Genomic DNA, 22595 nt, shown 5'->3' with positions numbered 1-22595 from the left:
ATGCAGATCGTTCCGCCAGGCCATTTCGACGCGGCGGGCTATCCCGGCTTTGCCTGGGACGAGCATGACCTCTGGCCCTATTTCTACTTCCTTCCCGCCGAGCTGCACGACCGCCTGCTCGAAATCACACCCAACGCCTGCCTCGCCCTTGCCATCGGTTCGGCTCACTGGATTCTGGCACGGATGGCGCCGCTGGATGCGGACCGTCCGGCGCGGGATTTCGTCCAGGCAATGTGGGCGGACATCGCGCCAAGCTGGCGCTGCCAGTGGTATTCACCCGAGGAGGACGACTATTGCGGGCCGGTGCGCGGACCAATCTACATGGCCATGACCATCCTCTATGACGTGCTGGAAACCATCGGCGAAAACCCGGTGATCGCCGACCGCGCCACCTGGATGCACAATCTGGCGCAGCATGTGCTGGAAGGCGATGCCGCTTATGAGAACTGGTTCCAGCAGGCGCTGGCACGGCTGGAGCGCTGGCACGCTTGGCGGGTCGAAGGCGGACGGTCGCCCGATCTCTTCGCCCCGGCCTTCCCCCGTGGCGGCCCGGTCGCGTTCGAGGTGCTGGTGCCGGGAATGCCTTATGACCGGCAGCAGGCGCCCGAGCTTCTGGAGCGGCTGATCCAGTGGGAACGCCGCATGGGCAACCCCTTCATCCTTGGTCCCTGGGAGTTCGGCAGCGACGACCCGGACGACGATGACGACCACGATCACGCGCATGGATTTCCGGTTCCGCACTGACGGCTTTGCGGGCAGTGGTCAGATCTTAAAAAATCCTTACCAAAAAAACTCAACATATTGATTACAAAAAGCTTTCAGAATCTGTCCACCGTGGACACTCCGCCCTCAGTTCAGCTGAACCGAGGCCCCCTGCACCCGGTTCGGCCCCTCCGCCCGGCTCAGGACCTGCGTCCCCCGGATCGTCACCCTCCCGTCCGCCGTCATCGTGATCGACGCCTTCCCGCAGCGGAGGGTCATCTCCCGCCCGGCCTCGATCACCAGCCTCTCGCCGTCCGCCACGACCTCCGGGACAAGGGGCTGGACCAGGCCCAGGATCAGCGGCTGGTCGTCCATCATCGTCACCGCCGCCACCCTCCCGACCGAAGCCACCGTCACCGGCACCAGCGACTGCGCGAAGGCAGGGGTTTCCCCCAGCGAGGGGATCAGCAGCTGTGCGCGGCCATCCGGACCGATCCCGATGATCTCCGCCCGGTGGACGCCCTGCAGCCCGAGGAAGGTTCCGTCATGCATCGCCTCTCTCCCTATTCGAAGTCATAGCCGAACCCGGCGTCCGAGCCCGTCACCGTGACCCGCGTGAGCTCAGCCCCCTCCAGTTTCCGGTTCAGCACCTGGCGGCTGAGTTCCGGTAGCAGGGTGTTGGTCAGGATCGCGTCGATCATCCGGCCACCGCTCTCGATCTCGGTGCAGCGGGCCTTGATCGTGTCCATCACCCCCTCGCCCACCACCAGCTCCGCCCCATGCCCCGCCTCCAGCCGCCGGGCGATGCCGCGCAGTTTGTGGCCGGCGATGGCCTCGATCATCAGGTCGGAGAGGGGATAATAGGGGATCGTCACGACCCGGCCCAGCAGCGCGGCGGGGAAGACCTTGAGGAGCGGCGCGCGGAGGGAGGCGGTCAGGTCTTCAAGGTCGGCGCCGGACTTGCCGTCCTCGGTCATCGCCATGATCTCCTCGGAGCCGACGTTGGAGGTCAGCAGGATCAGCGTGTTCTTGAAGTCGATCCGTCGGCCTTCGCTGTCGTCCATCATCCCCTTGTCGAAGACCTGGAAGAAGATTTCGTGGACATCGGGATGGGCCTTTTCCACCTCGTCCAGCAGGATCACCGAATAGGGGCGGCGGCGGACGGCCTCGGTCAGGATGCCGCCCTTGCCGTAGCCGACATAGCCGGGCGGGGCGCCCTTGAGGGTGGAGACGGTATGTGCCTCCTGGAACTCGCTCATGTTGATCGAGATCAGGTTCTGCTCGCCGCCGTACAGGGTCTCGGCCAGCGCGAGCGCGGTCTCGGTCTTGCCGACGCCGGAGGGGCCGCAGAGCATGAAGACGCCGATGGGCTTTTCCGGCGCGCCGAGCCCGGCGTAGGAGGTCTGGATGCGGTTGGCGATCATGCCCATGGCGTGATCCTGGCCGACCACCCGCTCGGAAAGCGTTCCCGCCAGTTGCAGGGCGCGTTCGGTCTGGCTGGCGAGCATCCGGCCCATCGGGATGCCGGTCCAGTCCTGAACGATGGCGCCGACCGCCAGCCGGTCGACAGCAGGCAGGATCAACGGGCGTTCGCCCTGCGCCTCGGCGAGGGCTGCCATCTTCGCGCGCAGGGTCGCCAGCATTTCGGCGCGGGCTTCGGGGGTCAGGGCTTCGGGCTCGGCGGTGTCCTCGCTGGCCTCTGGCGGGGTTTCTCCTGTCACCCCGGTTTCGTCCACCGGCTGCCCCGCGCCGCGCAGGGTGGCCCGGAGGGAAAGCACCTCGTCCACCAGCGCCTTCTCGGCCTCCCACCTCGCCTTGGCGGCGTCGAGTTCGGTGGTGGCCTTGGCAAGCGCGGCCTCGACCTCGGCCTTCCGCTCGCCCACGTCGATGCCGATGGCTTCCTCGCGGGAGATTATGCCCTGCTCCACCTCCAGCGCCGAAAGGCGGCGCTCGATGTCCTCCACCTCGGCGGGTGTGGCGTGCTGCGAGACGGCGACCCTTGCGCAGGCGGTGTCGAGGAGGCTGATCGCCTTGTCGGGCAACTGGCGCGAAGGGATGTAGCGGTGCGAGAGGGTCACCGCCGCCTCGATCGCCTCGTCCAGGATTTCGACCTTGTGGTGCTTTTCCAGCACCCCGGCCACGCCGCGCAGCATCCGCACGGCAGCATCTTCGGCGGGCTCCTCGACCTTCACCACCTGGAAGCGGCGGGTCAGGGCGGGGTCTTTCTCGATATGCTCCTTGTATTCCGACCAGGTGGTCGCGGCGACAGTCCGCAACTCTCCCCGCGCCAGCGCCGGTTTCAACAGGTTCGCGGCATCGCCGGTACCCGCCGCACCCCCGGCGCCGATCAGGGTATGGGCCTCGTCGATGAAGAGGATGATCGGCTTTTCCGAGGATTGCACCTCGTCGATCACCTGTTTCAGCCGCTTCTCGAACTCGCCCTTCACGCTGGCGCCCGCCTGCATCAGGCCCACGTCCAGCATGTGCAGGTCGACCGCCTTCAGCTGCGGCGGCACGTCGCCGCGCGCGAGGCGCAGGGCGAAGCCCTCGACCACGGCGGTCTTGCCGACCCCGGCCTCGCCGGTCAGGATCGGGTTGTTCTGGCGGCGGCGCATCAGGATGTCGATGATCTGACGGATTTCCGGGTCGCGGCCGATGACCGGGTCGATCTTCCCCGCCCGCGCCCGCTCGGTGAGGTTCGTCGCATACTGGTCCAGGGCCGACTTGCCGCCGGGGGCCTGCTTGGCCTTCGGAGCCTCGCCTTCGGGCTTCGCGCCTTCGATGGATTCGGCCAAGAGGTCGCCAAGTTGCCCCGCCATCGAAGCCGGGTCGATCTTGTCGAACTCCAGGCTGATCTTGAATAGGAGCCCTTCCAGCACCGGCACCTTCAGCGCGCCGAGCAGGATATAGGCCGACCGCACCGTATCGTCGCCGAACTCCAGGCTGCCGAAGGTCCAGCCCTCCTGGATGGCGCGGAAGATGTGGTCGGAGAATTCCTCGACCGAACCCGCGCCATGCGGCAGGGCATCGACGGCGCGGGTGATGTCGGCGGCCAGGCGCGAGGCGTCGACCCCGGCCGAGGCGCAGAGGATCTCGAAATCCGAACGGGCGGATTGCGACAGCGCCTCGATGAAATGCACCAGCTCCACATAGGGATTGCCGCGGGTCTTGGTGGCCTGCGCGGCGGCGGAAAATGCCTTCAGGCAGACAGGGTTCAGCTTCCCGACCAGCTCTTTGCGCTTGATCGTCTCGGTGCCACCGCGTGGGGCCATAATCCTTCCCCTCAACCGTTTTGAATATGCTTGCTCATCATGCCGGAAAGACGCAGGCTTTCCGCAAGGTCAGTCTAGTCCGGAATTTTTCCCATGGCGAATGTTTTGCTGACAGAGCCGGTGATGGAATCCAGACCCCGGTCGGCTGCGGGGTGAGGGAATGATCGACCGTCTGCCGGGTGACATCTTCCGCCAGGGCCAGGTGCTGAACCACACCTACGAGATCGAGGGGGTGCTGGGCCGCGGCGGCACGGGCGAGGTCTACCGGGCGCGGAACCAGATTTCCGGACGGGTGGTCGCGATCAAGGCCCTGAACGCGCAGTTTTCCGGCAATGACGATTACATCCAGCTGATGCGCCGCGAAGAGCAGATGCGCGACGTGCTGAACGATGCGGTCGTGCGCTACACCGAATGTTCGCGCACAGAGGCAGGCCATGTCTTCCTGGTGATGGATTTCATCGACGGGCCGTCGATGAGCGATGTGATGCAGCGCCGCCGGATGGATCCGCGCGAGTTGATGATCATCGCGCACCGGGTGGCCGAGGGGTTGGTCGCAGCCCATGCCAGGGGGATCGTCCACCGCGACCTGTCGCCCGACAACGTGGTCTTGCGCGACGGGGCGGCGGAGAAGGCGACGATCATCGACTTCGGCATCGCCAAGGACACCTCGACCGGGGCGAAGACCATCGTCGGCAACGAGTTCGCCGGGAAGTACGAATATGCCGCGCCCGAGCAGCTGGAGGGGCGGGCGGAGAAGCGGTCGGATCTTTATTCTTTGGGGGCGACGCTCTTGGCGGCGTTCCGGGGGCAGGTGCCGTTTGCCGGGGCCACGCCGGGCGAAATCATCCGCCGCAAGCAGAACCGGCTGGATACCGAAGGCGTGCCGGAACCGCTGAAGGGGCTGGTGGACTGGCTGACCGCCCCAGCGCTGGCCGAGCGTGCGCCGAGCGCCGAGGCGGTGGTGGACCGGCTGAACAAGTCGCTGAAGCCTGCAGCCACCCGCGGAGGACGTGCCGCTCCCCCGGTCGGAGGCGAACCGCGGAAGGGACGGGGCGGGACGCTGGCGCTGCTGTTCGTGCTGCTTCTGGGGCTGGTCGGCGGCGGGGGTTGGTATGCGGGGCTTCTGGACCCCTGGCTGAACCCGATTCCCGTGGCCTCTCCCTACAAGCTGGCGGCGAGCTTCGGCCCGGATGGGGCGTCGCTGTCCGGCAATGCGCCCGACGTGACTGCCGCGCAGCAGCTGGCGCTTGCCTTCACGGCGGCCACCGGCGCGACGGCCCCGAAGGACGCGCTTTCCCTGGCGCAGGGGATTCCGGATGAGCGCTGGGTCGGGAATGTCGCCGATCTGCTTGGCCTGATGCAGGGCCTGCCGGAATGGTCGATGGTGGTGACGGACAATACGGTCGCCTTCGACGGCATTGCCACCAATCGCGACCAGTTCGACCAGAAGCGGTCCGCGCTTCAGGATTGGGCGACGCGCAGCGGCATGAAGATCGACATCGGTCTGAAGACCGGCCCGCGCGAGTTGCAAGGCCAGGTCGTGCTGGATGCCCTTGCCCCGCTCGCCCTCTGCGGCCCCCTCACCCCGGACAAGGGCCCGTTGCAGGTTTACGGGCTGGGCGAGACCATCACCGTCACCGGCGCGATGGACTCGGTCGAGGCGCGCGATGCGCTGGCAACCGCGCTGGAGGCGGTCATCGGCGACCGCTCGGTGCGGGCGGAGGTGACGATCCTGAACAAGGACCTCTGCGCCGTGCGCAAGGTTCTGCCCCCCGTGGGGCCGGGCGATGCAGTGATCTGGTTCGGCGACGGCGTGACGGGGGCGGTCAACCTGTCGGGCATCTACCACGCGGGCGACAACCCCGTGGTCGAACTGCGGGTGCCCGCCAACCTGACGGGCCTGTCGCTCTGGGTGCTGGTGGTCGACAACACCAACAACGTCTTCAGCCTGCTGCCCAACGAAAGGCAGCCCGAGCACGATATCCAGGATCTCGGCGAGATCATCGACGGCATCCGCCACGTGCGGGTGCTTCACAGCCTTGACGAGATCAGGACCGGCAAGGGCGTCTATTCGATCACCGTCGATCCGGCGAATTTCGGCAAGTCCGAGATCATCGCGATCCTGTCGAAGACCTCGCTTTTCGGCACCAGGCTGCCCGCCACGCTGTCGGTCGGAGGACTGGCGGACGAGCTGGCAGGGGTGATCGCGACCGACCCCGGCAACATCGTGTCAATCGCCTCGCGGGTCATTGATGCAAGACCTTGACTTTAGGTCAGGTGGTGCAAGACTTGCGGGACAGAATTCGTTTTTCGCGTGTTTTCAGTGAAGGCTTTGGACCAAGATGGACCTTGAACCGTTCCTGGTTCCGGTGGCGGATGGCAGCGCATCGGGATCGGAGCTGCGCAACGACCCGCGATTCCATGCCGTCGAGCGGCTGTTGGAGCCTGCCGCCCGCAGCTTCCGGCTGGAAAACGTCAAGACGGGCGGGACGGGCAGTGTCGGCATCGACTGGCCTGAGGTCCTGACGCAGGCGGCCGATCTGGCTGCCACGGGCCGCGACATCCGGCTTCTGGTGATCGTCGCCCGCGCGTCGTCCAATGCCGAAGGCTTCGACGGCATGGCAGAGGGGCTGGGCCTGCTGACAACCACGGTCGATCAGCACTGGGACACGGTGCATCCGGCCCTGCGCGAAGCTGCCTCAGCGCGCGAGGCGGCGACACGGCGGATCAATGCGCTGTTCCAGCTGGAGAACGCAGAAAACGGCCTGTTGTGCGATCTGGAATTCACCACCGTCCTTTCCCCGCGCGGCATCGGCCCGGTCACGGTCGGCGATCTTTGCGCCGGAGGGCTGACCCGCAGCCAGGCGCAGGCGGAACTTCCCTCGGGCCTGGGCGAGAAGGAGGTGGCCGAGCTTCTGGCGCAGCACGACACCCGGTCGAACCGCGTCACCGCCGCCTGCCGCGCCGAGGCCATCGAGCGGCCCGAGGAACTGGCCGCGCTGATCGGGTCGATCGAGGCGGCCCGCACCGCCCTTGCGGCGCTGGAAGCCGCGCTGACCGCCCGCGTCGGCGAAAACGGCGTCGGCGTGCGGTTCAGGGAACTGGACAAAATCCTGGGCCGGGCGCTCGCGCCGCTGACCGCCGCCCAGGCACAAGCAACCCCCGGCGCTGCCGCAAGCGAGGTGACCGCCATGGCCGAACCCTCTGCCCCCGCGCCCGCCCCCGTCTTGCCGACAAACGGTGCGCATCCACCCCCTGCGGCAGGCAGCATCCCTGGTGCCGTCAACTCGCGCCGGGACGTGGAGCGTTGCCTGGACATGATCATCGACTTCTACGAACGCACCGAACCCTCGAGCCCGATCCCGCATCTGGCGCGGCGGATGCGGAAGATGGTGCCAATGAACTTCCTGCAACTGATGGAGGAAATCGCGCCCAGCGGGATGAAGGAATTCAAGAACGTCGCCGGTGTGGACGACAAGGCGAAACAGGCTCCGCAGTGAGCGACAGGATGTCAGGAGAGGTCTGAATCATGGCAAGTGAAAGCAAGGCAAAGGTGATCGAACGCAACCGCGCCCCGCGGGTGCAGATCGCCTATGACGTCGAACACTACGGCAGCCCGACCACCATTGAATTGCCTTTCGTGATGGGCGTGATGGCCGACCTTGCGGGCAAGTCGGAAACCCGCGAGGCGATGAAGCCGGTCAACGAGCGCAGCTTCGTCGATGTCGACGCGGGCCGCTTCGGCAAGTTCATGGAGGCGCTGGCACCCCGGGTGAAGGCACGCGTCCCGAACCGGTTGCCCGCCAAGGACGGCGCGGCGGACGAGGAGATGTTCGTCGACCTGTCGTTCAAGAGCATGTCGGACTTCACCCCCGACAAGGTGGCCGAACAGGTGCCGGCACTGGCCGAGCTGCTGAAGATGCGCCGCCAGCTCGAGGAACTCCTTGGCTACATGGACGGCAAGGTGAACGCCGAGAAGCGCATCGCCCAGCTGTTGCAGAACGAGCCCCTGCTGATGCAGGTCGCCGACGAAGCCACGAAGAAGGAGGGCTGAGCCATGGCCGAACAGGAAAAGCAAGGCACGGCGGCCTCGGAAGCCCAGGCCATCGACCTGGGGGAATTCAGCGACCTTCTGGAAAAGGACTTCCGGGTCAAGGAAGACGAAGGCCAGAAGTTGCAGAAGCTGGTGCAGAACCTGGCGCTGGCGGCGACCGAGCGGTCGGGCACGGCCACGATTTCCGGCAATGCGGTCAAGTCTATCAAGAACCTGATCGCCGGGATCGACAGCCTTCTCACCACCCAGATGAACGAGATCATGCACGCCCCCGAAGTGCGACAGATGGAGGGCACCTGGCGCGGGCTGCACTATCTGGTCAACAACACCGAGACCGACCAGAAGCTGAAGATCCGGGTGATCAACATCACCAAGGATCAGCTTGCCGACCAGCTGGAGGATTTCGAGGGCCAGATGTGGGACCAGTCTCCCATGTTCAAGCGGCTTTACACCGACGAATACTCGATGTTCGGCGGCGAGCCCTTCGGGGCGATCATCGGGGCCTATGAATTCAGCCACCATCCGCGCGACGTGGGCCTGTTGCGCAACATGTCGGGCATCTGCGCCAGCGCGCACGCGCCCTTCATCGCCGCAGCAGCACCACAGCTTTTCCGCATGGAAAGCTGGCAGGAACTGCCGAACCCGCAGGACCTGCAACAGATCGTGTCCTCGCCCGACTATGCCAGCTGGCAGTCGCTTCGCGAAAGCGAGGACGCCCGTTACATCGGCCTTACCATGCCGCGCGTGCTGGCCCGCCTGCCCTATGGCGCGGCGACGATCCCGGTGAAGGGCTTCGCCTTCGAGGAAGAGATCGACGGCAAGCACGACCACTACGTCTGGATGAACGCGGCCTTCGCGATGGGGGTGAACATCAACCGCAGCCACAAGCTTTACGGCTGGGGCACCCAGATCCGCGGCGTGGAATCTGGCGGCGCGGTCATCAACCTGCCGGTCCACAGCTTCCCGACCGACGACGGATCCATCGCGATGAAATGCCCGACCGAGATCGCCATCGACGACCGGCGCGAGGCCGAGCTTGCGAAGCTGGGCTTCATGCCGATCCTGCACCGCAAGAACACCGACATCGCTGCTTTCATCGGGGCGCATTCCTTGCAGGACGACGAAACGCGCGCCGGCCGCCTGGTCGACCCCGACGCGCAGTCCAATGAACGGCTGTCTGCCAACCTGCCCTATCTCTTCCCGGTCAGCCGTTTCGCGCATTACCTGAAGGCCATCGCGCGCGACAAGGTGGGCACCTACAAGGAACGCGCCGACATGCAGAAATGGCTGTCGGAGTGGATCAATCGCTACGTCCTGGCGAATACCGCCATGGCGGACGACAAGGCCAAGGCGAAGCGCCCGCTGGCCAAGGCCGAGGTCCAGGTCGACTCTGTCGAGGGCCGTCCCGGGTATTACAACGCAAGATTCTACTTGCGGCCGCATTACCAGCTGGAGGGCATCAACGCGAGCCTGCGGCTCGTGTCCGAACTGCCCTCCGTCAAGAACGCATGAGGATTACCACCAACCACTCGCATCATCCTGAAAGGAGCTAAGTTATGGCCTCTGCTATATTCATCAAGTTTCCCAACGGTATCGCCGCCGAGACCTCGCAGACAGGGCACGAGGAATCGGTCGCGGCTACCTCGATACAATGGGGCGTCAGCCGGTCGGTCAGCAGCAGCTTCACCAGCTCTGGCCGCGAGACCAGCACGCCGGTCTTTTCCGAGCTTGTCTTCACGAAGATGTTCGATTCCTCCTCGAACGACCTCGCCCTGGCAGCCGCCAAGGGCAAGTCGATGGACGAAGTGACGATCACCTTCCGCAAGGATACCGGCGAGGATCAGATGGACTATCTGGTCTACACGCTGAAAGACGTGCTGATCTCGTCCTACTCGATGTCCTCGGGCGGCGAGACGCCGATGGAGAGCCTGTCGCTGAACTACACCAACATCAAGGGCGTCTACGTTAAGCAGGCCGACGACCACTCGGCCGGCAGCGAGCACGAATTCGAGTACGATCTTCGGGCTCAGGCTTGATCGAAGGCCGCCGTTCCAGAGGCCAGTACAATGGTTGATGCGGCGCCGACACCGCAATCCCGGACCGAGGCGGTCCAGCCCAGCCTGTGGGACCGCCTCGTCGACGATTTGCCCGGCATCGTGACCGAGACCGACCGCCAGCGCGCGGAACTGGCGGCGCGGATCGGGGCGGGGAAGGTCGAGGCGGTGCTGGCGGGCGGGGCGCGCAGCGTCGAGGCGGACGACGATTTCGATCCCGATACGCGGCGCGACCTGCACCTGTTCCTGACCCGCATGGCCCGCCGCGCCTTTCTGGAGGAACGCGGCATCGTGGTGAACGCCGCCGTGCTGCGCGAGGCGGTGCGCCGCGACATCGAGGCGCTGTTCAACGTCGAGCGCTTCGAATCCGGCCTGCAACTCACCGACATCGAGCAGATGGGCCTCGAGACCCCGCAGGCGCTGATCGCCGACTTTCCCCATGCCCGTCGGTCGGTGCTGAACTATGGCGTGCCGTCCTTTTCCGGTCGCGCGATTTCGGACTTCGACCTTGCGGCCCTGGCGAAAGAACTGCGCGAGGTGATCGCGGTCTTCGAGCCGCGTCTCAAGCGCGACACGATCCGCGTCAAGGTCGAGCCGGGCGAGCGGGCGGGAATGTGGATCGAACTGGATGCGGTGCTGATGCTCTCTCCCGTGCCGGAACGGTTGCGGCTGTCGACCATGATCGACCTCGACAACGGGCGCGCCACGACGGCGGTCGAGGAGGCGTGATGGACCGCAATTTCCTCGCCTATTACGAAGACGAACTCGCCCATGTCCGGGAACTGGCAACCGAGTTTTCCGCGCTGCATCCCACCGTCGCTCGCAACCTGTCGCTGGATGCGGTGCCCTGCCCCGATCCTTATGTGGAGCGCCTGCTGGAAGGCGTGGCCTACCTTGCCGCCCGCACGCGGCTGAAGGTCGATGCCGAAAGCAGCCGCTATGTCCGCAACCTGTTGGACGAACTTTACCCCGACCTCGTCTGTCCTGCGCCCGCGATGACCATGGCGGTCCTGCATCCGGGGCCGCAGGTGCAGACCATGCTCGACGGCCATGTCGTCCAGCGCGGCACCCGCTCTGTCGCGGCCTACCGCGAGGGGATCGCCACCCGCGCGACCTATACCACGGCACAGGACGTGACGCTCTGGCCCGTCGCGCTGGAGAAGGTGGATTACCTGCAAGACAAGGGCGCGATGAATGCCGCCGGGCTTGACCGGCCCGAGGCCGAGGCCGCGCTGCGGTTCACCCTGACGCGCGTCGGGCCGGGATCGCTGGCCGAACTCAGCCTTGACCGGCTGGACCTCTGGTTCGTCGGCGGCTCGCGCGGCGGGGCGATCTTCGATGCGATCTTCGGCCATGGCTCCGTCGCCATCGCCCGCCCCGCCAAGGGGGCACAGCATCCGCTGACCGGCCCCTCCCTCGTCGGCGTGACCGACCGCGAGGGCCTGCTGCCCCGCGTCCGTCCGTCCTTCGAGGGCTACCGGCTGATGCGGGAATATTTCCTGATGCCGGACCGCTTCCATTACCTGCGGCTCGACGGACTGAACCCCGCGCTGCGCGCCTGCACCACCGGGCCTTGCGAAGTGGTCGTCTATCTCGACGCCGCCCGCCCGGAGCTTTCGGACATCGCGGCCAAGGATTTCCGGCTGTTCGTGACGCCGCTGGTCAACCTGTTCGAGAAGGAATGCAACGTCATCGAGATCGACGGCCGCTCTGCCGCCCATGTCGTCCATGCCGACCGCACCCGCCCGCGCGACTTCGAGATCTACCGCCTGACCCGCGTGGAAGATGCCGACAGCGATGGCCCGGATGCGATGGTGGAACCGCTCTATTCCGTCGGCCAGCACCGGGGCTCGGGCCTCGTGTACACCACCGAGCGCCGCCCCCGCCGGCCGGGAGAGGACGAGATCCGCCGTGGCCAGACCCGGACCAGCTATGCCGGGGATGACCTGTTCCTCTCCATCGCCCGGCCTGCCGACGTGACCGTGACCAAGGCGGTCCGGCGGCTGGACATCCGCGCGCTCTGCACCAACCGCGACCTGCCGATCCTGGACGACAGCCCGAAGCTTTCGCTGGAAACCGGCGATCCCGTGGGCCGGATCGAGCTGATCGCCCCCTTCCGCCGCCCGCGCGGGTCGGTCGCCTCGGCGTTGCCGAACATCGTCTCGGGCGGGGAAAGCCAGCTTGACGACCTCGCCTGGCGGCTGGTGGCGCAGCTGGCGCTCAACCACCTGTCGCTGGCCGAACCGGGGCAGGACGCCGAACCCCTGCGCGCGATGCTGGACCTTTACGCCGGGCGCGGCGATCCCGCTATGGCCCGCCATGCCCGGTCGATCACCCGCGTCCGGTCGCGGCAGGTGGTGGAACGGCTGGGCATTCCCGGCCCGATCTGCTTCGGCCACGGGGTCGAGATCACGCTGGACGTCGACGAGACGACGATGGCGGGCGGTTCTACCCTGCTTCTGTCGGCGCTCCTCAACCAGCTTTTCGCCCGCCACGCCGCGATCAACTCCTTCGTGCGCACGAAAACCCATCTCATGCAAAGACAGGAGGACGTGTCGTGGCCGATGACGCCGGGCAACCGCGCCCTGATCTGAGCGGGGATCTAGCCGCGCCCGAAAGCATGGGCTTCTTCGAGCTGCTGCGCAGGCTTGAACGCGATGGCTCACGCTTCGGTCGGGCTGGGGGACCGTCGCGCGAACCCGCGCGCCTGGGCCAGCGCGCAAGGCTGACCTTCGGCACCCGGGACGTGGCGGGTTTCCACCCCGGCACGCCGCCCAAGGTGGATGTCGAGGTGCTTGGACTCCTCGGCCCCGAGGGCGCGCTGCCGCTGCACATCACCCGCTGGGTCCTGAGCCGCCTGTCCGACCGCTGGTTCACCGAAGGCAGCGACGCCGCCTCGGACACCACCTTCCTCGATTTCTGCAACCTGCTCCAGCACCGGATGATGGCGCTTTACTGGCGTGCCTGGGCGGATGCCCGCCCGGAAGTGCAGATCGAACACGAAGCCGCCGGCAGGGTCCGCGCCTTGGTCGAGGCGCTGGCAGGCGTCGCGCTGCCGGGGACAAAGCCGAAGGGGCCGGACCCGCAGACCCGGTTGAAGCTGCGCCACGCCACCTCCCTCGGTCGGCAGGTCTACAGCGTCGAACGGCTGACCGCCTATCTGGGCGATGTGCTGGGCGCCCCGGTCAAGCTGGTGGAATTCCTCGGCACCTGGACGGAAATCCCGCCCCGCCTGCAATCGCGCCTTGGCCGTGCCCATGCCCGGCTTGGCCGCTCTGCCGTCGTCGGTGCCCGCAGCTTCCAGCGCCAGACGCTGGTGGAGCTGCGCGTCGGACCCCTGCCCTTGGCCCGCTTCACCGAATTCCTCGCCGACCCGGCGCTGACCGCTCGCCTGCGCCATGCGATCCGCCACGCGATGGGCCGCGAGATGGAGTTCAACCTGCGGCTGGTGCTGGCGAAGGAGGACATCCCCGACGCCCGCCTCGGCCAGTGCCGGCTGGGCCGCACCACCTGGCTATCGCCGAAGCGCCAAGGGGATGCCGATGACCTTCGCCTCTACCATGTCGCGCAAGTGGAGGCCGCATGACCCTCCGCCTGACCATCGAGCACAGCCCCCATCCCCAGGACCGGCACGAGATGCGCCATCCCGGCGGAGAGTTCTCCATCGGTCGCGGGGCGGAATGTTCCTGGCAGTTGAACGACCCCGATATGTATGTCTCGCGCAAGCATTGCGTGATCACCGGCGAGGCGGGGCAGTTCATCGTCACCGACGCCAGCCGCGGGGGCCTGTTCATCGACGGCAAGGACCAGCCGCTTGGCCCCGGCAACGCCGCCCGGCTGGAATCCGGGATGCGGCTGCGTCTGGGCGACACCGTGATCCGGGTCGAGGTCGAGGCCGCCGCGCCCGTGGCCACACCGCGCACGCAGGCGCCGGTGCAACGGCAGTTGACGCATGACGATTTCTTCTCGCAGCCTGTCACCCCGCCCCCGCCCGTTCGCCGCCCCGAAGGCCTGCCGCAGCCCTTCGACACCGGCGCCGCCGACGCCCGGCGCTACGACACGGCGCCGGACCGCCCCCCGCCTCCGCCGCTGTTCGACGATCCCTTCACCCTCGACCGCTCGGTTCAGGCCCGCCCCACGGGCAGCGTGCCCGAGCCCATCGCACCGCGCGGCGGCGATTTCGGCTTCGGGTCCTTCTTCGACGAACCGGCGAAGGCGCGGCCCGCCGATCCATCGGCGCCCGTTGAGCGTGCCCCGGTCGCGCCGGCCGTCGCCCCGGCCTCCGATGACTGGTGGGCCATGCCACCCCCGGTGGCCGCCCCTGAACCGCCGCCATCCGCTCCTGAGCCTCCGCCTCCCGAACCCCTGCGCCTGACGCCGGAAGCTCCCGCCACACCTCCCGTCGCGCCCGAGGAGAACCGTTCCCGCCAGCGCGGTGAACCGGCCCCACCGCCCGCTCCCGAACCTCCTGCCGCCGCCCCCTCCATGCCGGACACTGCGGCAGATATAGGCCTGCGCGACGCCTTCTTCAGGGGCCTCGGCCTTGACCCCGCCGCCAGCGACGATCCCGCCGCCGAGATGGAGGCGATGGGCCAGCGCTTCCGCCTGCTGGTGGAAGGGCTGATGCTGATGCTGCGCACCCGCGCCAAGGAAAAGCAGAACGCCCGCGTGGCGCAGACGGTGATCAGCAACACCGACGTCAACCCGCTCAAGTTCCTCGCCACCACCAACGAGGCCATGGCCGCCCTCGTCGCCGCGAAGGGGCCGGGCTACCTCGACCCGGAAACCGCGATCAACGGCGCCTTCCGCGATCTGGCCGACCACCAGGTCCGGTCCTGGGTCGCGATCCAGTCGGCCCTGCGCCGGATGATCGACCGCTTCGATCCGGCAGCGGTGGAGAAGGACCTGGAACAGCTCGGGATGCTGGAATCGCTGCTGTCGGGCGGGCGAAACGCGAAGCTGTGGAAGGCCTATACCGACCGCTACAAGGACATCGCCCGCGCCGCCGAGGATCGCTTCCTGGGCGAAGTGGGCGCGGATTTCAGGGATGCATACGAAGGCAACAGGGAGAAGACCGATGACGATTGAGACTGGAATTCCGCGCCGTGCCTTTCTGGCCGGTGGCAGCGCGCTTCTGCTGGTGGCCTGCGCCCCCGCCGGCCCCGGCTCGGTGACGCTGGTCGCGCAAGGGACGGCGGGCATGAACCCCGGCCCCGATGGCGCCGACCGTCCGCTGACGCTTCAGGTCCTGCAACTGCGCGGCGCGGGGGCGTTCGACGGGGCGGATTTCTTCGCGCTCCAGAACGCCTCGGCCGCACTTGGCGGCGACCTGGTGAAGGCAGATACCATCGCGCTTGCCCCCGGCGGCAAGGCGACGAAGGCTATCACGCTCGACCCCACCACCGCGCTGATCGCCGTGGTCGCGGGGTTCCGCGATCCGGCGGGCAAGCAGTTCCGGGCGAAGTCGCCGGTCTCGCCGACGGATTCGGTGACCTTCGCGCTTGACGTGACCGCCAGCGGGATCAAGCTGACCCCGATGTGACTTCCGCTGCGCGTGCAGGAACAGGACAGAAGAATGAGTGACAAGAACAAGGTCGTCTGGTCCGAAGGGCTGTTCCTGCGCACCCAGCACCTGCAGCAGCAGGACCGCTATACCGAAGGCCTGGTGCGCGGCGCGCTCCAGGCCGCGCCGATGCAGGCCTGGGGGTTCCGGTCGCTGACCCTCGACAAGCCCGCGCTGGATGCGGGACGGGTCGCCATCGCCTCTGCCAGCGGCATCTTCCCCGACGGCACCCCCTTCGCCATCCCCGACACCATGTCCGCCCCCGCCCCGGTTCCAATCAAGGCGGACATGGCGGGCCTCGTATCACTGGCGATCCCCATCGAACGCCCCGGTGCGGCCACCATCGACCCCGCCCATGCCGAACCCGCAGGCTCGCGCTATCGGGGCGTGATCCAGACCGTCCGCGACGCCATCCGCGGCGGGGCCGAGCCCGAGGAGCTGGAGGTCGCCCGTCTTTCCGCCCGGCTGATCCTGCCGGGCGAGGATGCCGCGGGCTACGTCGCCCTGCCCGTCGCCCGCGTCGACGGCTTGCGCGCGGAAGGCTCCGTCGCCATTTCGGAAGGCTATCTCGCCCCGGCGCTCAGCCTAGCCGCCGTTTCCTGGTATGCGGGGCTGGCGCAAGAGGTCGTCACCGGCCTGGACCGCATCGCCGAGGCGCATGGCAAGCTGGTGCTGGGCGGGGCAGGGCGGTCGATCGAGAACCTGCTGCTCCTGGAGCTTGCCAACACCGCCCGCCCCCGCGTCGCGCATATGCTGGCGCAGAACCTGCACCACCCGTCCGAACTCTTCATGGAACTGGCCGGGCTGGCGGGCCGGATGGCGACCTACGGCTCCTCCTCGCGGCGGCTGTCGGACCTGCCCGCCTATGACCACCTCGACCCGCAACCGGCCTTCGCCGCGCTGGCCGACACGCTGCGCTCGCTGATGCTGTCCTTGAGGCATGTGGAACCGAAGTCGCGCGCGCTTCAGGTCGCCCGGCACGCCCAGAACATCTGGAAGGTGCGCATCGACAATCCCGACATCCTGAAGTCCAGCCGCATCGTGCTGCGCGTGGGTTCGGATATGTCGGACGAGAGCCTGCGCCGCATCTTCGTGGGCCAGGCCACGGTGGGGGCCGCCGATGCCTTCGAGAAGCTGTGGAAATCCCGCCTGCCGGGGATTCCGCTGAAACCCCTCCATTCCCAGCCGCGCGAGATCCCCTATGACGGCGAAAGGCTGTGCCTGGAGCTTGATCAGAAGTCCGAACATTTCGCGCAGCTGACCGACGCGCCCGGTTTCGTCATCGGTGTGTCGGGCGCGCTGGACCGCGAGCCGGAAATCGACTGCTATGCCGTGAACAGGTGATGGGCGCATGAGCGACCAGGACGACCCCTTCGGCCTATCCAACGACGCCGGGCGCACCCGCATCCGGCCGGTGAAGTCGAGCACGCCCGCCACCACCCCGGTGCAGCCGACCTTCGGCGGCGGCCCCCCGCCGACGCAGGGCCATGGCGGCCAGTACGGGGGCCAAGGCTACGGGGGGCAGGGCTATGGCGGACAAGCCGGCGGCTTCGGTGGTCCGCCGCAGGATTACGGCCAGGCGGGTCGCGGTCCCAAGCCCCGCCTGACCCGCGCCCATCCGAACCCGCTGATCGTCGCCTTCGCCTCGCTTCTGGAAGTCGCGCCCGAGCTGGAACGCGCGCTGCCCCCCGCCAATGCCGAGGCGCTGCGCCTGCGCCTGCAAGACAACCTGATCGACGCCCGCGACAGCGCGGTCGGCATGGGCGTGCCGATGACCCGCGCCAACCAGGCGGCGTGGTTCGTTGCCGCGCTGATCGACGACATCGCCCTCAACACGCCTTGGGGCGGGCATTCCGGCTGGCCGCGTCAGCCGCTGGTCGTGGGCCTGTCGGGCGAGGTCGACGCAGGGACCAAGTTCTTCGACCGGCTGGAGGAGCTTCTCCGCTACCCCAACCGCGACCCCGAGATGCTGGAGCTTGGCTTCCACTGCCTGAACCTCGGTTTCCGCGGCAAGCACCGCGTGCAGGGCCGCACCGGCGACTCCGCGCTTCTCGCGCTGCGTTCCTCCATCGCCCGCGCCACCCGCAACCCCGAAGCGGAAGCCGCCGAATTGTCGCCGCACTGGCAAGGCGTCGTCGCCCCCGACGAAAAGCCCCGCTTCGCCGTGCCGCTCTGGACCATCGCGCTGGCCGCCATCGCGGTGATCACCGCAGCTTACGTCGGCCTCGGCATCCAGCTGTCGAACAAGGCAACCCAGCTCTACGCCCTCGCCCGCCTCTTGCCGCCCGCCGAACGGGCCGACATCTTCCGCCCCGTCCGCACCAATGCCGAACCCGTCGCGCCCGAGATCAAGATCGAACCCGTGGTGCTGGAACTGGTCCCCGCTTGCCTGGCCAAGGCCCCGGCCGACACCGCCGCAGCCCTGACCGGCAAGGATGACGTGAGCCTCGCCTTCTTCACGCTCCGCGGGTCGAACCCCGAGGTCTTCCGCAGCGCCAAGGCCGACATCAACCAGGTCTACGGCCCGCTGGTGAACGCCTTGGCCGACTGCATCAAGGAGAACATCGAGGTCATCGGCAAGGTCACGGTCATCGGCCATACCGACAGCGTCCCCGTCCAGGCCTCGAACCCCTTCGCCTCGAACCAGGGCCTGTCCGAGGCGCGCGCCAAGACCATCGCCGACCTTCTGACCGCCGCCGGTGTGCCTTCCGAGCTGCTGGCCGCCGAGGGCCGCGCCGACAGCGAACCCGTGGGCGACAACGGCACGAAGCAGGGCCGGGCCGAGAACCGCCGCATCGAGATCAAGATCGAGAAGAAGCTCTAGATGAAAGTCCTGAAAGCCATCTTCCGCTTCCTGTTTTCCCGCCGCCTGTGGACCTTCATCGGCATCCTCCTCCTCTGCGCGCTGATCTGGCTGTTCGGCCCGCTCGTCTCGGTCGGCGACATGGTGCCCCTGGCCGACGATCTGGTGCGGATGATCGTCATCGCCGTCATCCTCGTCCTCTGGCTCTTCTCCCTCCTCCTTGCGCAACTCAGGGCCGCGAAGAAGAACCAGCTTTTCGTGACCGAGCTTGCCACGCCCGAAAAGCCCAAGGTCGCCCTGCCCGGCGAGGCCAACGTCGCCGAGATCAACACCAAGTTCGCGCAAGTGCTGACCGAAATGAAACGGTCCAAACTCGGCGGCAAGAAGTTTCTCCGCGACATGCCGTGGTACGTGATCATCGGCCCCCCCGGCAGCGGCAAGACCACCGCACTGCGCCAGTCGGGCCTCCACTTCCCCATCGACCTGTCGGACGACCTGAAGGGCGTCGGCGGCACCCGCAACTGCGACTGGTTCTTCACCGAGGACGCCGTGCTGGTCGACACCGCCGGGCGCTACGTCCAGCAGCAGAGCGACCCCGAGATCGACTCGGCCGAATGGCTGGGCTTCCTCGACATGCTGAAGAAGCACCGCGGCAAGCGGGCGCTGAACGGGGTGATCCTGACACTCTCGCTCAAGGAGCTTCTGGCAGGCGAGGCCGCCGTCCGCGAGCATGGCCGCGAGATCAGGAAACGCCTCACCGAGCTGCGCGAGCGGTTGCAGATCCAGCTCCCAGTCTACCTGATGCTCACCAAGGTCGACCTCGTCCCCGGCTTCGAGGCGTTCTTCGGGACGCTGCCCACCAAGGACCGCGAGCAGGTCTGGGGCGCCACCCTGCCCACCGACGCCCGCATCGACCGCACCACCATCGAGCGCGAGGTGAAGGCGCTTCTCGCCAATCTCGAAACCCGCCTCAGCTCCCGCATGGCCGAGGATGTCCCTCTCGACCAGCGGGCCGAGGTCTTCCGTTTCCCCGCCCAGGTCGAACGGCTGGAAGCCCCACTCAAACTCCTGATCGACACGGTGTTCGGCGAAAGCCGCTACGAGGAAAGCCCCTGGCTGCGCGGCTTCTACCTGACCTCCGCCACCCAGGAAGGCTCTCCCATCGACCGGCTGGTCGGCGAACTGGCGGGCTCCTTCGGCCTGAGCGCCGACACCCCCGCCCGGCGGCCCTTCGGCGAGAAGCGGTCGTATTTCCTGCGCAACATGCTGACCGACCTCATCTTCCCCGAGGCCGGTCTCGGCACCTTCGACGCCGCTGCCGAAGAACGCCGCAAATGGATCTGGCGTGGGTCGCTGGCGGGGGCATCGCTCCTCACCCTCCTTGCCGGGCTCCTGTTCCTCTTCAGCTTCCTGCGCTATTCCGGCGGCATCGACGACCAGGAACGGCTTCTCGCCGACCTCTCCGGTCGCCTTGCCAATGTCGCGGCCCGGCAGGCCCCGACCGATCCGCTCGACCTGGAACTCGCGCTGGATGGCGTGACCGAGGTCAAGGCCGCGGCGACCGAGGTGCCGACCTCGCCGCTCACCTTCATCGGTCCCACCGCGCGCTCGGAACTCGCCGAGGCACAGCGCATCGCCTATGACCGGAGCCTGCGCAACATCCTTGAACCCCGCATGGTCGCCATGCTGGAAGCAACAATGTGGCGCCAGATCCGCGACCCTGAATATCTGCTCGGCGCGCTCAAGGTCTATTACATGATGACCGGCCTCGCCCCCTACGACCGCGAGTTCGCCGCGCAATGGTGGCAGGACCAGCTGCCTGTCAACGCGCCCATCGACCCCTTTCCGACCGAAGCCGCGCTGGAGCATCAGTTGGCCGCCATCGACCGCATGGGGTCGGAGGAACAGAAGATCGCGCCCGACAACGCCCTCGTCCAACAGGCGCTGCAATCGATCTGCACGATCCCGCTCGCCGCCCGCGCCTACTCCGCCCTGATTTCCGACCCCGCCGTCACCGCACTGCCAGAGTGGATACCGGCCGAAAAGGCCGGGCCGAACGCCACCCGCGTCCTGACCCGCATCTCGGAGAAAACCCTGCGCGTCGGCCTGCCCGGCGCCTTCACCTATGACGGCTTCCACACGACCGTCCTGCCGCTGATCCCCGAGGTCGCCGCCACCGCCGCGCTGGACCAGGCCGTATTTGCCGGAGGCTGCGCCGAAAGCTCGGATGCCTCGGTCGCGACGCTGGAAGCCGACATCCTGAAGCTCTATCAGGACGATTTCATCGCCCAGTGGAACGGCTTCCTGCGCGACATCCGGCTGGCGCCGATCACCGACCTGCCGACCGCGACCGCGAACATGAAGGATCTTGCCAGCCCCGACAGCACCCTCCGCCGCCTGGTGCGCGCCGTGGTGGACGAGGTCGACCTGACCCGGGTTATCCCGGAGGAAGAGGGCAATGCCGCAACCGAGGGGCTGGCGAAGAAGGCGGTGTCCAAGCTCGGCAAGGTCGGCAAGCTTCTGAAAGCGGGCAGCAAGCTCGCCACCTCCACTGGCGGGGGCGAGGAGGGGCCGCCGCCCGGCAGCGACATCGCCCTGCATTTCGCCCCCCTGAAAGCCGCCATCGAGGAGGTTGACGGCGTACCGCCGCTTCTGGACGACGTCGGCCTGCAACTCGACGGCCTGGCCAAGGAGCTTGCCAGTGCGATGAACTCGCCAGACCCCGAGGCCACGCTTCTGAACCGGGGCGGCCTTGGTGAACTGACCGGCGCGGTCGCCAATGCCGCGCGATCCCTGCCCGACCCGCTGGACGACTGGGTGGCAGGCATCGCGGGCGACACCATCGCCGTGACCCGCGACGCGGTGATCAGCCAGTTGAACGACCGCTGGCGCGCCGATGTCTACGATTTCTGCGTCAAGGCGACCGAGGGCCGCTATCCCTTCGACGCCGCCTCTGCCATCGACGTCAACGTCGCCGACTTCCGCGAGCTGTTCGCCCCCGGCGCCCGGATCGACAAATTCGTCACTGACAACCTCTTGCCCTATATCGACACCACGGTGAAACCCTGGGCCTGGCGCGCCGACTTCGGACTGGACGGCGCGCTCCTCTCGCCGTTCGAACGGGCGCGGTCGATCCGCGACGGCCTGTTCCCTGGCGGCTCCGGCCCGGTCATGGCCTTCACGCTGGAGGCGAAAGACCTGACCCCCAATGCCGCCAGCGTCACCCTGAACGTCGACGGCCAGATCCTGACCTATCTCAACGCCGCGACCCGGCCGATGCCGATGACCTGGCCCGGCCCGGACGGCACCAACCTGATCTCGCTCTCGTTCCAGCCCGCCGATGGCAGCGGAGAGCTGCTGACCTCGGAAACCGGATCCTGGGCCTGGCTGCGGCTGATCCGCAAGGGCAGCCTCTCGCCCACCGACCTGCCCGAGGTCTTCCGGCTGAGCCTCGGCCTCTCCGGCTTCTCCGCCGCCTTCGAACTACGCGCGGCCTCGGTCGACAATCCGTTCGACCTGAAGATGTTCGGCAATTTCAAATGCCCGACGAAATTCTAGGAGAAACGGACGACGATCGGCCCGTCGCGGGTTTCTTCGGCAAGCTTCCCGCGACTGGAGATTTCGTCTGGCGCGGCCTGCCCGACGGTTTCCGAAAACCCTGGGACAGCTGGCTCACCCGCCACATCGCCCCCCTGCAACGCGGCGGCCACAGCTTCCCGCAGGGCGGCCTCAGGTTCCGCCTCCCCTCAGGCGGCCGCCTCGCGGCCGGAGTGATCCTGCCCAGCCAGGACAGTGCCGGGCGGCTCTTTCCCCTGTCGCTGCTTCTCATCGCCAAAGGCGACCTTACCCCCGGCCAGATCGATCCCTGGTGCGATGCCGCCCTCGCGCTTGCCCGCGAAACTCCGGACGATCTCTGGCTCGCCCTCGACGCCCTGCCCGCCCCCGAACCACAAGGCGCGGCCACTGGCCCGATGCAGCTCTGGACGCCGGACCGCCCGCCGCTCGCCACCGATCCCACCGCCCCCGAGGCCACCCTCGCGCAGCTCCTCGGCACGCCTTGAGCCTTTCACATTGGCAGAAATATCCCCGCCGGAGGCTCTCCGAGCGGTTTCTCGTCCTTCACGAGAAACCGCGAGACAAGGAGTCT

General features: G+C 67.4%; 17 protein-coding genes. 15 read left to right on the top strand and 2 right to left on the bottom strand.

Going from position 1 to position 22595, the window contains the following annotated elements:
* The gene (locus JNJ68_RS04350) at positions 1-744 is read left to right on the top strand and encodes a hypothetical protein (protein WP_294979430.1); all 744 of its coding nucleotides are present in this window, start codon (positions 1-3) and stop codon (positions 742-744) included.
* A gap of 105 nt (positions 745-849) precedes the next feature.
* Here JNJ68_RS04350 and JNJ68_RS04345 read toward each other — a convergent pair whose 3' ends face one another.
* Positions 850-1254: a hypothetical protein gene (locus JNJ68_RS04345; protein ID WP_294979429.1), complete on the bottom strand. Its 405-nt coding sequence runs from the start codon at positions 1252-1254 to the stop codon at positions 850-852.
* An 11-nt stretch (positions 1255-1265) separates the two neighbouring features.
* Positions 1266-3974, bottom strand: coding sequence for a type VI secretion system ATPase TssH (gene tssH / locus JNJ68_RS04340; RefSeq protein WP_294979426.1), 2709 nt, complete (start codon positions 3972-3974; stop codon positions 1266-1268).
* Between the two features lie 160 nt (positions 3975-4134).
* On the opposite strand from tssH, the gene JNJ68_RS04335 reads away from it, so the two are divergent.
* The 14 genes from JNJ68_RS04335 to tagF all read left to right on the top strand — a co-directional run bounded on the left by JNJ68_RS04335 (position 4135) and on the right by tagF (position 22509).
* Positions 4135-6240 carry a serine/threonine-protein kinase gene (locus JNJ68_RS04335; RefSeq protein ID WP_294979423.1) on the top strand — a complete coding sequence of 702 codons (2106 nt, stop codon included), beginning with the start codon at positions 4135-4137 and terminating at the stop codon, positions 6238-6240.
* A gap of 76 nt (positions 6241-6316) precedes the next feature.
* On the top strand, positions 6317-7474 hold the full coding sequence (locus tag JNJ68_RS04330) for a type VI secretion system ImpA family N-terminal domain-containing protein (protein WP_294979420.1): 1158 nt from the start codon (positions 6317-6319) through the stop codon (positions 7472-7474).
* Between the two features lie 29 nt (positions 7475-7503).
* The gene (tssB, locus tag JNJ68_RS04325) at positions 7504-8028 is read left to right on the top strand and encodes a type VI secretion system contractile sheath small subunit (RefSeq protein ID WP_294979417.1); all 525 of its coding nucleotides are present in this window, start codon (positions 7504-7506) and stop codon (positions 8026-8028) included.
* A 3-nt stretch (positions 8029-8031) separates the two neighbouring features.
* Entirely contained in the window at positions 8032-9540 is a 1509-nt protein-coding gene (gene tssC / locus JNJ68_RS04320) for a type VI secretion system contractile sheath large subunit (protein WP_294979414.1), read from the top strand.
* A gap of 44 nt (positions 9541-9584) precedes the next feature.
* A complete protein-coding gene (locus JNJ68_RS04315; RefSeq protein WP_294979411.1) occupies positions 9585-10064 on the top strand; it encodes a type VI secretion system tube protein Hcp in 480 nt (159 codons plus the stop codon).
* Positions 10065-10094: 30 nt separating this feature from the next.
* Positions 10095-10811, top strand: a complete 717-nt coding sequence (gene tssE, locus JNJ68_RS04310) for a type VI secretion system baseplate subunit TssE (RefSeq protein WP_294979408.1) — start codon at positions 10095-10097, stop codon at positions 10809-10811.
* Positions 10811-12676 carry a type VI secretion system baseplate subunit TssF gene (gene tssF / locus JNJ68_RS04305; protein WP_294979405.1) on the top strand — a complete coding sequence of 622 codons (1866 nt, stop codon included), beginning with the start codon at positions 10811-10813 and terminating at the stop codon, positions 12674-12676. The genes tssE and tssF overlap by 1 nt, the downstream gene beginning before the upstream one ends.
* 26 nt (positions 12677-12702) lie before the next feature.
* The gene (gene tssG, locus JNJ68_RS04300) at positions 12703-13668 is read left to right on the top strand and encodes a type VI secretion system baseplate subunit TssG (protein ID WP_294979403.1); all 966 of its coding nucleotides are present in this window, start codon (positions 12703-12705) and stop codon (positions 13666-13668) included.
* Positions 13665-15170, top strand: coding sequence for a type VI secretion system-associated FHA domain protein TagH (gene tagH / locus JNJ68_RS04295; RefSeq protein ID WP_294979401.1), 1506 nt, complete (start codon positions 13665-13667; stop codon positions 15168-15170). Before tssG ends, tagH begins: the two co-directional genes overlap by 4 nt.
* The gene (tssJ, locus tag JNJ68_RS04290) at positions 15160-15624 is read left to right on the top strand and encodes a type VI secretion system lipoprotein TssJ (RefSeq protein WP_294979399.1); all 465 of its coding nucleotides are present in this window, start codon (positions 15160-15162) and stop codon (positions 15622-15624) included. The genes tagH and tssJ overlap by 11 nt, the downstream gene beginning before the upstream one ends.
* A 33-nt stretch (positions 15625-15657) precedes the next feature.
* Positions 15658-16989: a type VI secretion system baseplate subunit TssK gene (tssK, locus tag JNJ68_RS04285; RefSeq protein ID WP_294979396.1), complete on the top strand. Its 1332-nt coding sequence runs from the start codon at positions 15658-15660 to the stop codon at positions 16987-16989.
* A gap of 7 nt (positions 16990-16996) precedes the next feature.
* Positions 16997-18469, top strand: coding sequence for a type IVB secretion system protein IcmH/DotU (gene icmH, locus JNJ68_RS04280; protein WP_294979395.1), 1473 nt, complete (start codon positions 16997-16999; stop codon positions 18467-18469).
* Positions 18470-22006, top strand: coding sequence for a type VI secretion system membrane subunit TssM (gene tssM, locus JNJ68_RS04275; protein WP_294979392.1), 3537 nt, complete (start codon positions 18470-18472; stop codon positions 22004-22006).
* A complete protein-coding gene (tagF, locus tag JNJ68_RS04270) occupies positions 21988-22509 on the top strand; it encodes a type VI secretion system-associated protein TagF (protein ID WP_294979389.1) in 522 nt (173 codons plus the stop codon). The genes tssM and tagF overlap by 19 nt, the downstream gene beginning before the upstream one ends.
* The last annotated feature ends 86 nt before the right edge of the window (positions 22510-22595 follow it).

Source organism: Tabrizicola sp. (assembly GCF_016793705.1).
Lineage (GTDB): Bacteria > Pseudomonadota > Alphaproteobacteria > Rhodobacterales > Rhodobacteraceae > Tabrizicola.
The sequence above is the reverse complement of the archived record's forward strand: the minus strand, read 5'-3'. Positions and strand labels throughout refer to the sequence as shown.